General features: G+C 67.1%; 13 protein-coding genes and 1 pseudogene. 4 read left to right on the top strand and 10 right to left on the bottom strand.

The window, feature by feature from the left end:
• Both AC5RWX_RS24225 and AC5RWX_RS24220 read left to right on the top strand, forming a co-directional pair.
• Window positions 1–217 (top strand): annotated as a pseudogene (locus AC5RWX_RS24225) (hypothetical protein); the annotation flags it as partial.
• Window positions 214–708, top strand: coding sequence for a methylated-DNA--[protein]-cysteine S-methyltransferase (locus AC5RWX_RS24220; protein ID WP_494098838.1), 495 nt, complete (start codon window positions 214–216; stop codon window positions 706–708). The pseudogene AC5RWX_RS24225 and the gene AC5RWX_RS24220, both read left to right, overlap by 4 nt.
• 15 nt (window positions 709–723) lie before the next feature.
• Here the strand turns inward: AC5RWX_RS24220 and AC5RWX_RS24215 are convergent, their stop codons facing one another.
• The 10 genes from AC5RWX_RS24215 to argC form a co-directional block, all read right to left on the bottom strand.
• A complete protein-coding gene (locus AC5RWX_RS24215; protein ID WP_494098837.1) occupies window positions 724–1,491 on the bottom strand; it encodes a maleylpyruvate isomerase family mycothiol-dependent enzyme in 768 nt (255 codons plus the stop codon).
• A gap of 10 nt (window positions 1,492–1,501) precedes the next feature.
• The gene (locus AC5RWX_RS24210) at window positions 1,502–2,038 is read right to left on the bottom strand and encodes a pyridoxine/pyridoxamine 5'-phosphate oxidase (RefSeq protein WP_494098836.1); all 537 of its coding nucleotides are present in this window, start codon (window positions 2,036–2,038) and stop codon (window positions 1,502–1,504) included.
• A gap of 207 nt (window positions 2,039–2,245) precedes the next feature.
• The gene (gene argH / locus AC5RWX_RS24205; protein ID WP_494098835.1) at window positions 2,246–3,685 is read right to left on the bottom strand and encodes an argininosuccinate lyase; all 1,440 of its coding nucleotides are present in this window, start codon (window positions 3,683–3,685) and stop codon (window positions 2,246–2,248) included.
• 5 nt (window positions 3,686–3,690) lie between these two features.
• Window positions 3,691–4,896 (bottom strand): argininosuccinate synthase, encoded by a 1,206-nt coding sequence (locus AC5RWX_RS24200; RefSeq protein WP_494098834.1) that lies wholly within the window; start codon window positions 4,894–4,896, stop codon window positions 3,691–3,693.
• 45 nt (window positions 4,897–4,941) lie between these two features.
• Window positions 4,942–5,472: an arginine repressor gene (locus AC5RWX_RS24195; protein WP_494098833.1), complete on the bottom strand. Its 531-nt coding sequence runs from the start codon at window positions 5,470–5,472 to the stop codon at window positions 4,942–4,944.
• Window positions 5,472–6,500 (bottom strand): ornithine carbamoyltransferase, encoded by a 1,029-nt coding sequence (argF, locus tag AC5RWX_RS24190; protein WP_494098832.1) that lies wholly within the window; start codon window positions 6,498–6,500, stop codon window positions 5,472–5,474. The genes AC5RWX_RS24195 and argF overlap by 1 nt, the downstream gene beginning before the upstream one ends.
• Window positions 6,497–7,750 (bottom strand): acetylornithine transaminase, encoded by a 1,254-nt coding sequence (locus AC5RWX_RS24185; protein WP_494098831.1) that lies wholly within the window; start codon window positions 7,748–7,750, stop codon window positions 6,497–6,499. The genes argF and AC5RWX_RS24185 overlap by 4 nt, the downstream gene beginning before the upstream one ends.
• The gene (gene argB, locus AC5RWX_RS24180; RefSeq protein WP_493955034.1) at window positions 7,747–8,706 is read right to left on the bottom strand and encodes an acetylglutamate kinase; all 960 of its coding nucleotides are present in this window, start codon (window positions 8,704–8,706) and stop codon (window positions 7,747–7,749) included. The genes AC5RWX_RS24185 and argB overlap by 4 nt, the downstream gene beginning before the upstream one ends.
• A gap of 43 nt (window positions 8,707–8,749) precedes the next feature.
• Window positions 8,750–9,916 (bottom strand): bifunctional glutamate N-acetyltransferase/amino-acid acetyltransferase ArgJ, encoded by a 1,167-nt coding sequence (argJ, locus tag AC5RWX_RS24175; protein WP_494098830.1) that lies wholly within the window; start codon window positions 9,914–9,916, stop codon window positions 8,750–8,752.
• Window positions 9,913–10,956, bottom strand: coding sequence for an N-acetyl-gamma-glutamyl-phosphate reductase (gene argC / locus AC5RWX_RS24170; RefSeq protein WP_494098829.1), 1,044 nt, complete (start codon window positions 10,954–10,956; stop codon window positions 9,913–9,915). Before argC ends, argJ begins: the two co-directional genes overlap by 4 nt.
• Window positions 10,957–11,121: 165 nt before the next feature.
• Between argC and AC5RWX_RS24165 the strand changes: the two genes are divergently transcribed.
• Together AC5RWX_RS24165 and AC5RWX_RS24160 are read left to right on the top strand one after the other, a co-directional pair.
• Window positions 11,122–12,087, top strand: a complete 966-nt coding sequence (locus AC5RWX_RS24165) for a quinone oxidoreductase family protein (protein WP_494098828.1) — start codon at window positions 11,122–11,124, stop codon at window positions 12,085–12,087.
• 119 nt (window positions 12,088–12,206) lie between these two features.
• The coding region (locus AC5RWX_RS24160) for a hypothetical protein (RefSeq protein ID WP_494098827.1) at window positions 12,207–12,478 on the top strand (272 nt) is incomplete at its 3' end.

Raw genomic sequence — 12,478 nt, 5'->3', positions numbered from 1 at the left:
GATAAAAGCCCTGGACCCGCCTCAGGATGACCACAGCCATGCTTCCGGAAGGGCCGGGACTCCCAGCCCGGACTTCCGCGAGGTCAGCCCCTGGCGCTCCTACGCCACCATGCATTTATGGCGGGCGGCAGCACACTCCGCTGCCGGCACGCCCCAAGGCACAAGGACGGACATGCCCATAGCAGGCAGCAGAACATCAGAGAAGGCGATCCGATGAAGGCTCAGTTGCTTCAGATGTCCACTCCGGACGGCCCGTTCACCATCCTCGCCCAGGACGGGGTGGTCCTTTCCAGCGGCTGGACCGAAAAGCCCGGGGACCTGACGGGGCAGATCCACCCGACCCTGCGGCCCGCCACCCTGGAACTGGTCAGCAACCTTGGCGAGATCTCCGCCGCCGTCGAAGCCTTCTACGAAGGCGATCCTGCCCCTGCTATGAATGTCGCTGTGCGGCAGAAGTCCGGGCCGTTCCGTGTCCACGCCTGGGACGTGCTGCGCCTGGTCACGCCTGGACTCCCCGTCACGTACACCGAGTATGCCGGGCTGGCGGGTAACCCCAAGGCTGTCAGGGCGGCAGCCAGCGCCTGCGCCTTCAACGCGGCGGCCCTGTTTGTGCCCTGCCACCGCGTCATCAGGACCGACGGCTCACTGGGCGGATTCCGCTGGGGGCTTGCCATCAAGAAGAGCCTGCTGGCACGCGAAGCCGCCTGATCCTGGTGTGAGACGTTAGTCCTGCTTCGGCGTTGGGGTTCCGGCGGGCCACGGCAGCAGGGCCGGCAGGTCCACGCCGTCGGCCGCCGCGGATGCACGCAGGCTGCCCAGCGTGGGTTCGCGCCCGGCCAGCCAGGCCGCAATATCCGTGATCATCCCGCTGATCACGGTGGACCTGTTGCCGCTGCCGATGCTCACCGGCGGAAAGCCCAGAGGCTGCAGCACCAGTTTGTCGTCGGGCTGGACGCGGGCTGCGAGGAAGTCGAACAGGTGCTCGCAGAACTCCCGGCTCCACGTTTCCGGTCCCCTGCCCGTCAGCAGGTCGGATGTATGGATAACGAGTTCCCGCCAGAGCGCCAGGCCGCCGTCCAGGACAACTCCCCCGCGGTAGCTGATGGGTGCGTACCAGCCCGTGCGGTGGGCGGACGAATCCTTGATGCCGGGCAGCACATCAAAAGTAGTAATAGCCCGTTGAAGGGCCGCGGTCAAGTCTGCAAGGTGGGTGGCGGCATCGTGGCCGGCAGCCATGTCGATGGCCTTGTTCCGGCCGTGCATGCCGCCGTCGTACAGCTCGATGGTTTCGCCGCGCGCCGCGTACTCGAGCTGCCTGGCCATGGCGTTGCTGATGCCGGTGAGATGGGCCAGCACGTGGCCCCGCGTCCAGCCGGGCAAAGCGGACGGAGCCTTCACGTCCTCGTCACTGAGCTTGGCGACATCGGAGGCAACGACATCAGCGGCTTTGTGGAGCCCGGCGAGCAGGACTTCGGGTGCGGGAGCTGTCATGGCGCCCATCCTAGCGCCGGGGAAGGCCGCCGGGCCCGAGGCGGTGCCGGACGTGCTCGCCGTCGTTGCTGGCCTGCCAGAATTCGTACTCAGTGGGCTGGACCGCGTAGAGCTGCCAGACCGGGTTGCTGCTGCCATCCGCACGGGGCCGCTCCGCCCAATCCCGCGCCGAAGCCGCGGCCGACAGTTCAACCACAGGTCCCGCAACCCTGACTTGCCGGCCCAGCGCCGGCCAGTAGAAGTTGAGGGCGGCGTGGGGGTTGGCTCTGAGCTCCCTGCCCTTGCGTGAGGTGCGGGACGTCGCGAAGTGCCAGCCGTCGTCGTCGATGTTCTTCAGGATCAGCATCCTCGACGACGGCTGGCCGCTGACGTCGGCAGTGGCAAGGCTGCAGGCGTGCGGCTGGCGCTCCCCCGCGGCCAAGGCCTCGTCCAGCCACTGCCGGAAGAGTTCCGCGGGGTCCGCCGGGGCGTTGCCGGGGTCGAATTCAGGCAGGACGTCAGGGAAGTCGGGCAGCGCGCGGAGTTGCTGGCGGAAGGAGTCGCTCATGGCGCCATGGTAGCTGTGAGCCACCCACGTCAACGCCCGACGCTCTCTCAGTTGCTGCGTGAAAACCGGCAACGCTTTCTCACTTTCCTGAAGAAAGTGAGAGAGCGTCGGGCCAAAAAGCAGCACTAAGTCTCCACCGGCACCCTAACCTCGCAAGCTCGGCCAGGGAACCCTGCCGGCGTGGGCCCATATGCGCGGGAGGATGGGTTAACCGGCGTACTCCCGTACGCCCGCGAGTTCAGCTTCCAGCGCTATCAGCTGGCGTTCGACGGCGGCCGGTGCCGTGCCGCCCTGGGAGTTGCGGCTGTTGAGGGAGCCCTCCGTGGACAGGACCGTGCGGACCTCCGGCGTGAGGTGGCGGGAGATGGTTGTGTATTCCTCATCCGTCAGGTCCCAGAGCTCAACGCCGCGGGATTCCGCCTGCTTGACGGCTGCGCCGGAGAGTTCGTGTGCCTCGCGGAAGGGAACGCCCTGCCGGACCAGCCATTCGGCAATGTCCGTGGCCAGTGCGAAGCCCTGCGGCGCCAGCCTTTCCATCCGTTCGGTATTGAACTTCAGCGTCGCGATCATGCCCGAGACAGCCGGGAGCAGCAGTTCCAGGGTGTCGGCGGCATCAAACACCGGCTCCTTGTCCTCCTGGAGGTCGCGGTTGTACGCCAGCGGCAGGCCCTTGAGCGTTGCCAGGAGCCCGGTCAGGTTGCCGATCAGGCGCCCTGCCTTGCCGCGGGCCAGTTCTGCCACGTCCGGGTTCTTCTTCTGCGGCATGATGGACGATCCGGTGGAGTAGGAATCGTGCAGCGTGACGAAGGAGAACTCCTTGGTGGCCCAGAGGATGACCTCCTCGGACACCCGCGAAAGGTCCACGCCGATCATGGAGCATACCCACGCGAACTCGGCGAAGACGTCGCGGGAGGCGGTGCCGTCGATCGAGTTGTGCGACGCGGAGAAGAACCCAAGGTCGGCCGCCACCGCTTCCGGGTCCAGCCCCAGCGACGACCCAGCCAGGGCACCGGAACCGTACGGCGAAACACCGGCCCGCTTGTCCCAGTCCTGGAGCCGCTGCACGTCGCGCAGCAGCGCCCAGGCGTGGGCCAGGAGGTGGTGGCTGAGCAGCACGGGCTGGGCGTGCTGCAGGTGGGTCCGTCCCGGCATGGCAACGCCGTGGTGGGCCTTGGCCTGTTCCACGAGCGCGTCCACGGTGGCCAGGACGCCGCGGGCGATGATCCGGGCGTGGTCGCGCAGGAACATGCGCCCCAGTGTGGCCACCTGGTCGTTGCGGGAACGGCCTGCGCGGAGCTTGCCGCCCAGTTGGGTTCCGGCACGCTCGATCAGGCCGCGTTCGAGCGAGCCGTGCACGTCCTCGTCGGATTCGGCCGGCACATAGGCGCCCGAAGCAACGTCCTCGTCCAGCCGGGTGAGGGCTGCCAGCATGCCTTCCAGCTCGGCGTCGTCCAGCAGGCCGGCCTTATGCAGCACACGCGCGTGAGCCATGGAACCGGCGATGTCGTAGCGTGCGAGCCGCCAGTCGAAGTGCGTGGACTTGCTCAGCGCCGCCAGGGCATCGGCGGGGCCGCCGGCGAACCGGCCGCCCCACAACGCGCCTGTGTTTGTAGCCTCAGCTTTTGGGGTTTTGACAGGCTCAACCACAGAGGCTACTTTCCTGCGACCCGGATGTCGCGGCCGGAGGCCACCTTGGCGGACATGCCCCACAACTCGATGAAGCCCCTGGCCATGGACTGGTCGAAGGTGTCGCCGGTGTCGTAGGTGGCGAGGTTGAAGTCGTAGAGCGACGTGTCGGAGCGGCGGCCGTTAACGATTGCCTGGCCGCCGTGCAGGGTCATGCGGATGTCGCCGGAGACGTACTTCTGGGTGTCCTCGATGAAGGCGTCCAGGGAGCGCTTCAGCGGGGAGAACCACTGGCCGTCGTAGACCAGCTCGGACCAGCGCTGGCCAACGGTGGCCTTAAAGCGGGCCTGCTCGCGCTCAACAGTGATGTCCTCCAGGTGCTTGTGGGCCGTGATCAGCGCCATGGCACCCGGGGCCTCGTAGATTTCGCGGGACTTGATGCCCACGAGGCGGTCCTCGACGACGTCGATGCGGCCCACGCCCTGGGCGCCGGCACGGCGGTTGAGTTCCTTGATGGCCTGCAGCGGGGTGACCTTCACGCCGTCGATCGCTACCGGCACTCCGGCCTCGAAGGAGATGGTGACCTCATCCGGTGCCGGCGGGAACTCCGGGGTGGCGGTGTAGTCGTAGATGTCCTTGGTGGGGGCGTTCCAGATGTCCTCGAGGTAGCCGGTTTCCACGGCGCGGCCCCAGACGTTCTGGTCGATCGAGTACGGGTTCTTCTTGGTGGTCTCGATCGGCAGGCCCTTTTCCTCGGCGAAGGCGATGGCCTTGTCGCGGGTGAGGGCGAGGTCGCGGACGGGGGCGATGCACTTCAAATCCGGCCCAAGGGTATGGATGCCTACTTCGAAGCGGACCTGGTCGTTGCCCTTGCCGGTGCAGCCATGCGCAACGGTGGTGGCACCGAATTCGCGGGCAGCCTTGACGAGGTGCTTGACGATGACGGGGCGGGAGATGGCGGAAACCAGCGGGTAGTGGCCCTGGTAGAGGCCGTTGGCCTTCAGCGTGGGCATGCAGTACTCGTTGGCGAACTCGTCGGAGGCGTCGGCCACGTAGGCTTCGACGGCTCCGCAGCCCAGGGCACGTTGGCGGATGGTTTCCAGGGACTCGCCGCCCTGTCCAACGTCGACCGCCACGGCGATGACCTCGGCGCCGGTGGCTTCACCGATCCAGCCGATGGCTACTGAGGTGTCCAGGCCGCCGGAGTAGGCCAGCACAATGCGTTCAGTCACGGAGATGCTCCTTGTAATTGGGATTTGTGGATGTTGTCTTCAAGCTTATTGCCCGGCTTCTTCAGCCAGCTGCAGGAACCTGGCGGCGAGGTCCTGGCCGCCCTGCGGGTCGCGGGAGACGAGCAGTACCGTGTCGTCGCCCGCGATGGTCCCCAGGATGGACGGCATCACCGAGTGATCGATCGCCAGGGCGAGGAAGTTGGCGGCGCCCGGCGGGGTGCGGAGCACGGCGATGTTGGCCGAAGCCTCCGCGGTGACCAGGAGTTCGCTGCACAACCGGGCCAGCCGGGCGTCCAAAATTTCCTGGCTCACCCCGCTCTTGGCGGCCCGTTCCCCGCCCTCGCCCGGGACGGCGTACACCAGCACGCCCTCCTTGCCGCGGACCCGGACAGCGCCGAGTTCCACGAGATCCCGGGACAGCGTCGCCTGGGTGACCTGCACGCCGTCGTCCGCCAGCAGGGCCGCCAGTTCCGCCTGGGAACGCACGGACTCCCCCGTCAGGATCGCGGTGATGCGCGCCTGCCGGGCTGTCTTGGTGGCCGGACTGGAGCCCGGCGCCGCCGGTTGGGCGGACACTACTGGATGTCTTCCCCGGCTGCCATGCTGCCGGCTGCCGCGCCGGCGGGTGCCAGGCCGTCGACGAGGGCAAGGCCGGACTGGTGCATCAGCCAGGCCATCAGGGCCTTCTGGGCGTGCAGCCGGTTCTCGGCCTCGTCCCAGACGATGGACTGCGGCCCGTCGATGACGCCTGCGGAGATCTCGTAGCCGCGGTAGGCCGGCAGGCAATGAAGCACGACGGCGTCTTCCGCAGCCTGTGCCATGGCCGCCTCGTCCACGGAGTACCCTCGGAACAGCTGCAGCCGGGCTTCCTTTTCCGCTTCCTGGCCCATGGACACCCACGTGTCGGTAGCGACCACGTCGGCGCCCTTCAAGGCTGCCGCGGCGTCGGTGGTGATCAGCACCGAGCCGCCGGTCTGCGCGGCGCGCTCTTCGGCTTCGGCCACAATGTCCTGGGCCGGGAGGTAGCCTTCGGGCCCCGCGATCCGGACGTGCATGCCGGCCGTCACGCCTGCCAGCAGGTAGGAATTGGCCATGTTGTTGGCGGCGTCCCCGAGGTAGCTCATGGTGAGGCCCTTGAGGTCGCCCTTATGCTCCTTCACTGCCAGCAGGTCCGCGAGCAACTGGCACGGGTGGTAGTCGTCGCACAGCGCATTGATCACGGGGACGCTGGAGTTATCGGCCATCGCCACGAGGCCGGCGTGCGGCCCGGTCCGCCAGACGATGGTGGACACCATCCGTTCCAGGACCTTGGCAGTGTCCTCCACTGACTCCTTGTGGCCGATCTGGGCCTCACCCGGGTTGATAATCAGGGCGTTGCCGCCCATGTCCGCGATTCCGGTGGCGAACGAGACCCGGGTCCGGGTGGACGTCTTGTCGAAAATCACGGCCACGGTTTTCCGGCCGCTGCCCCCGGCAGCGAAGGGCTGGACGCTGTACGGGTCCGCTTTCATGCGGACGGCAAGGTCCAGGACCTCGGCCTGCTCGGCAGGGCTCAGGTCCGTGTCCTTGAGGAAATGCCGGGTGGCGCTGGGTACGTAAGTCACTGGGCGTCCTTAGCTGTCTGGAGGATGGCCGGGAAGGCGGCCAGGAAGGAGTCCGCCTGGGCGATGGTGAGGACCAGCGGCGGCGCCAGGCGGATGGTGCGGGGACCGGGGCTATTGATGATGAAGCCGGCGTCAAGGCCTGCCTGCACCACTGCCGGGGCTACGTCCGCGTCCAGGTCGAAGCCGATCAGCAGGCCTTCGCCCCGGACTTCGGCGACGCCGGGGAGTGCTGCCAGCGCGGAGCGGAGGTGCTCCCCGACCTTTGCCACGTTCGCCAAAACGTCCTGGCTTTCAATTGCGTGCAGGGTGGCGAGGGCAGCCGCCGTCGCCACCGGGTTGCCGCCGAACGTGGTGCCGTGCTGGCCCGCAGCCAACAATGACGACGTTCCGGCGCCGAAGGTGACCAGCGCTCCGATCGGAAAACCGCCACCCAGGCCCTTGGCGAGCGTGACCGCATCGGGCATGATTCCGGAGTCCTCGCTGGCAAGCCACTTACCGGTGCGGCCGATGCCGGTCTGCACCTCATCAAGGATCAGCAGGGCGCCCACCCGGGCGGTCAGCTCCCGTGCTGCCCGGAGGTAGCCGGGCGGCAGGGGACGTACGCCCGCTTCGCCCTGGATCGGCTCGAGGAAGACTGCGGACACGGTTTCGTCAACAGCGTCCTTGAGCGCCGTGACGTCGCCAAACGGGATGTGCACCACACCGCCGGGCAGCGGCTCGAACGGCGCCCGGTAGGCCTCCTTGGCCGTGAGGGCCAGCGCACCCATGGTGCGGCCGTGGAAGGCGCCTTCGAGGGCAATGATTTTGGTCCGCTTCGTCCCGCTGCCACCGGAATTGCGGCGGGCCAGCTTGAAGGCGGCCTCGTTGGCCTCGGTGCCGGAGTTGGTGAAGAACACCTTGGAACCGGCAGGCGAACTGGTGAGCTCAAGGAGCTTTTCGGCCAGCGCAATCTGTGTTGGGCTGGTGAAGAAGTTGGAGACATGGCCTAGGGTGGCCAGCTGGCTGGAGATGACAGACGTGACGAACGGGTTGGCATGGCCCAGCGCGTTGACGGCGATTCCGCCCAGCAGGTCCAGGTACTCCTTGCCGTCGGCGTCCCAGACCAGGCAGCCTGCACCGCGGACCAGGACGCGCTGCGGTGTGCCGAATACCCCCATGAGTGACGTGGAGTAACGGGCCAGCCACTCGGATCCGGCGTGGCCCTTGGTCTCCACCAGTTCCGTCACCGATGACTTCTCCATCGTATTCATCCGTTGATCTCCTCGTCCGGGACTACCTGCGTGCCAATGCCCGCCGTCGTGAATGTTTCAAGAAGCATGGAATGGGGCAGTCGCCCGTCCACGATGTGCGCGCGTTCCACTCCCTCATCGATGGCCTTGAGGCAGGCGGCCATCTTGGGGATCATCCCCGATTCGAGCCTGGGCAGCATGTCCCGAAGCTCCGAGGCCGTGAGGGAGGAGATCAGGGAGGACTTGTCCGGCCAATTGGCGTACAGGCCTTCGACGTCGGTCAGGATCACCAGCTTGGAGGCGCCCAGTGCCGAGGCGACGGCCGCCGCCGCGGTGTCCGCGTTGACGTTCAGGACCTGGCCCGTGGGCTGGAAGCGCGCCGTGCCGGCTACGCCGTCTCCTCCGTCCACGATCTCCGGGGCAACCGTGGAGATCACAGGGATGCGGCCGGCTTCAAGGATGTCCACGATGCCGGCGGGGTCGACGCCCACCACTTCGCCAACCAGCCCGAGGTCCACTTCTTCGCCGTCAACCACGGTCCCGGTCCGGACAGCGCGCAGCAGGCCGCCGTCTTCGCCGGACATGCCCACCGCGTAGGGGCCGTGGGAGTTGATCAGGCCCACCAGTTCGCGTCCCACCTGGCCGGTGAGGACCATTCGGACCACGTCCATGGCTTCAGGGGTGGTCACGCGCAGGCCGCCCTTGAATTCGGACTCGATGCCGAGCCTGCCGAGCATGGAGTTGATCTGGGGGCCGCCACCGTGGACAACCACCGGGTGGATGCCCACGTGGTGGAGGAACACGATGTCCTCGGCAAAGGCGCGGCGGAGATCGTCGTTGACCATGGCGTTGCCGCCGTACTTGACCACCATGATGGTGCCGGCGAACCGCTGGATCCAGGGCAGGGCCTCAATCAGGGTTGCTGCCTTATCCTGGGCGTCGGACATGCTGGTGGTTTCACGCGTCTGGGTGTTCATGCTGTCACTTTCCGCAACGGTTTAGCCGGGGGCGCGGGGGCTCCTAGCTGGAGTACGCGCTGTTTTCGTGCACGTAGTCGTGGGTGAGGTCATTCGTCCAGATGGTGGCCTCGGCGTCGCCGGCCTGCAGGTCGATTTCCACGTGCACCTCGCGCGGCTCCAGGTCCACCAGGCTGCGGTCGTCACCGATGCTGCCGCTGCGGCAGATCTGGACGCCGTTGATGGCCACGTTCAACTGGTCCGGTTCGAAAGCGGCGTTGGTGGTGCCGACAGCGGAAAGCACTCGGCCCCAGTTGGGGTCCTTGCCGAAGATGGCGGCCTTGAAGAGGTTGGACCGTGCCACTGAGCGGCTGACGGTTACGGCATCAGCTTCGCTGGCGGCGTTGAAGGTGCGGATGGCGATATCGTGGCTGGCACCCTCGGCGTCCGCTATCAGCTTCCGGGCCAGCTCGGCGCACACCTGGGTCAGGCCGGCGCCGAAGGCTTCGGCGGACGGCACGGCGCCGGAGGCACCGGAGGCCAGCAGGACCACCGTGTCATTGGTGGACATGCAGCCGTCGGAGTCGGCCCGGTCAAAAGTGACGCGGGTTGAGTCGCGGAGGACGACGTCGAGCATTTCCGGTTCCACCGCGGCGTCCGTGGTGAGGACCACCAGCATGGTGGCGAGGCCCGGTGCCAGCATGCCGGCGCCCTTCGCGATGCCGCCGATGCTGAATTCCTGGCCGTCTGAGTCGGTGCCGATGAACAGGGCGGCCTTGGGCACCGAATCGGTGGTCATGATGGCCGTGGCCGCAGCAGGTCCGCCGTCGGTGCTCAGGGCTGCGGCGGCGGTCTCCACGCCGGGAAGGATCTTGTCCATGGGCAGCTGTTCGCCGATCAGGCCGGTGGAGCAGACAAAAACGTCGGTGGCCGAGATGCCCAGTACCTCTGCCACCTTTTCTGCCGTGCTGTGGGTGTTCTGGAAGCCGGTGGGCCCGGTGCAGGCGTTGGCGCCGCCGGAATTGAGGACCACGGCATCCACCCGGCCGTCCGAAACCACCTGGCGGGACCAGTGGACGGGGGCAGCAGCCACGCGGTTGCTGGTGAATACGGCGGCGGCTGCTTTGGCGGGCCCGTCGTTGACCACCAGGGCAAGGTCCGGGTTGCCGGAGGCCTTGAGCCCGGCGGTAACGCCGGCGGCCCGGAATCCACGGGGTGCTGTAATGGTCACGGGGCTACTCCCTGCAGGTCGAGGCCGGCCGTTTCAGCCAGGCCGAGTGCGATGTTCATGGACTGGACAGCGCCGCCGGCGGTCCCCTTGGTGAGGTTGTCGATGGCGCAGGTGACAATCACCCGGCCGGTGTGGGGGTCGAAGGCCAGCTGCATGGCGGCGTGGTTGGACCCCTGTACGGACTTGGTGGCGGGCCACTGGCCCTCCGGAAGGACGTGGACAAAGGGCTCGTTCTCGTAGGCGTCGGTCCAGGCCTTGCGCAACTGTTCTGCGGTAGTACTGCCTAGTGCCTGCGGCCGTACCTTAGCCGTTGCCGTGGTGAGGATCCCGCGGCTCATGGGTGCCAAGGTAGGGGTGAAGGAAACGGTCACCTGTTCCCCTGCCGCGTTGGACAGGCCCTGTTCGATCTCGGGGGTGTGCCGGTGGCCGCCGCCTACGCCGTAGGGGCTCATGGATCCCATCACCTCGGCACCGATGAGGTTGACCTTCGCTGCCTTGCCGGCACCGGAGGTGCCGGAGGCGGAAACGATAACGACGTCGTCAGGCTGGAGGAGGTTGGCGGCGAACCCGGGTGCAAGGGCCAGCAGCGCCGACGTCGGGTAGCAGCCCGGCACGGCAATCCGGCTGGCACCCTTGAGGGCTTCACGCTGGCCGGGCAGTTCGGGCAGTCCGTAGGGCCAGGCGCCCGCGTGTGCCGAACCGTAGAATTTTTCCCATGCCGCGGGGTCCTGCAGGCGGTGGTCGGCGCCGGCGTCGATCACCACTGTCCCTTCCGGAAGCTGGGCAGCGATGTCCGCGGAGGCGCCGTGGGGCAGGGCGAGGAAGACGACGTCGTGGCCGGAAAGGTTCTCCACGGTGGTGTCCTCAAGGATCCGGCTGGCAAGTCCGTGCAGGTGGGGCTGCAGCTCGCCCAGGCGCGAACCCGCGTTGCTGTGCGCGGTGATTGCTCCGATGGTCACGTCCGGGTGGCCCGCGAGCAGGCGCAGCACCTCTCCCCCGGCGTAGCCACTGGCGCCTGAGACTGCAACAGAAATAGTCATGGCTTCCACCTTACAGCAAACTTATTCACTATGTCCGATATTTATGCATACGTTCTTCGTGGCGGCTGGTGCGGGACACACTCTGCAGGAGGACGCCCCCGCTCTATCCCTGAAGCCTAGGATGGGTGGACCGGGCAAGGAAACTCCGGCCCGCGGAAGGAATCCATGACGCACGCCATAGTCGCCGGGCAAGCCGGTGGTCCCGAAGTACTCTCCTTTGTACCGGTTGAGCGCCCCGCTCCCGGTCCCGGACAGCTGCTGGTTAAGGTAGCGGCAGCGGGGGTTAACTTCATCGATACGTACAAGCGCAGCGGCGTGTACAAGGTCCCGTATCCCTTCATACCGGGCTCTGAAGCTGCAGGTACGGTTGTGGGGCTTGGCGAAGGGGTTACGGACTTCGCCGAGGGGGACCGCATAGCCACGGCGGAGGGCCAGGACTGCTACGCCGGCTATGCCCTGGTGGACGCTGATAAAGCCTTGCCCGTGCCGGAGGGACTTGACGATGCCACAGCAGCCGCCCTTCCGCTGCAGGGCCTGACGGCCCATTACCTGGTCAATTCCACCTTCAAGGTACAAGCCGGGCACAACGTCCTGCTGCACGCCGGCGCAGGCGGGGTGGGCCTGCTGCTCATCCAGCTCCTCAAGGCCAAGGGCGCACAGGTCATCACTACTGTTTCCACTGACGAGAAGGAAGACCTGGCGCTCGGCGCCGGCGCGGACCACGTTCTGCGGTATGACGGCTTCGACAACGCCGTACGGGACCTCACCGACGGCAAGGGCGTTGACGTGGTTTATGACGGCGTGGGCAAGGACACGTTTGACGGTTCGCTTCGGGCCCTTCGCGTGCGGGGCATGCTTGCCCTGTTCGGCGCAGCCTCCGGCCCCGTCCCGCCGGTGGATCCGCAGCGTCTGAATGCAGGGGGTTCACTGTTCCTGACCAGGCCCACCATGGCCCACTATTTGCAGGATGCCGCGGAACGGCGCTGGCGTTCGGACGAAATTTTCGCTGCCGCTGCCGACGGCAGCCTCAAGGTCCGGGTCGGCGGCCAGTACCCGCTGGCGGAGGCCGCCCAGGCGCACCGGGACCTCGAAGGGCGCCGCACCACCGGCAAGGTCGTCCTGATTCCCTAGGTCATCCGCTTCCGGCGGAGCACGTTTGCTGAATGCCTGTTTAACGCCTTGCCAACAACGAGTGGACACATGGCAAACCTGGACACTTTCTGTTCATCTTGTCCCGGCACACTGCACGGGTGACCGAGCAACACAGCATCAGCCTTGCAACCGGCGGCCGCCCCGGGACCCGCTACCAGCCGCAGCTGGCCGGGTCTGCGGCAACTCCCCCGGCAAGGACGCTGATTGACATCCTCCAGGACACGGCGGACCGGCACCCGGACGCGTCGGCCCTCGACGACGGCCGGGAGTCGCTGAGCTATGCCCAACTGCTGGCGGCCGTCCGCGCTGCCGGCCGGGAAATGCATCTCGCCGGGCTCGGCGCCGGCGACAGAATCGGCGTGCGGATCCC

The sequence above is a fragment of the Arthrobacter sp. SPT-J7 genome, from assembly GCF_059089965.1.
This window is presented reverse-complemented; position numbering and strand designations above follow the sequence as displayed.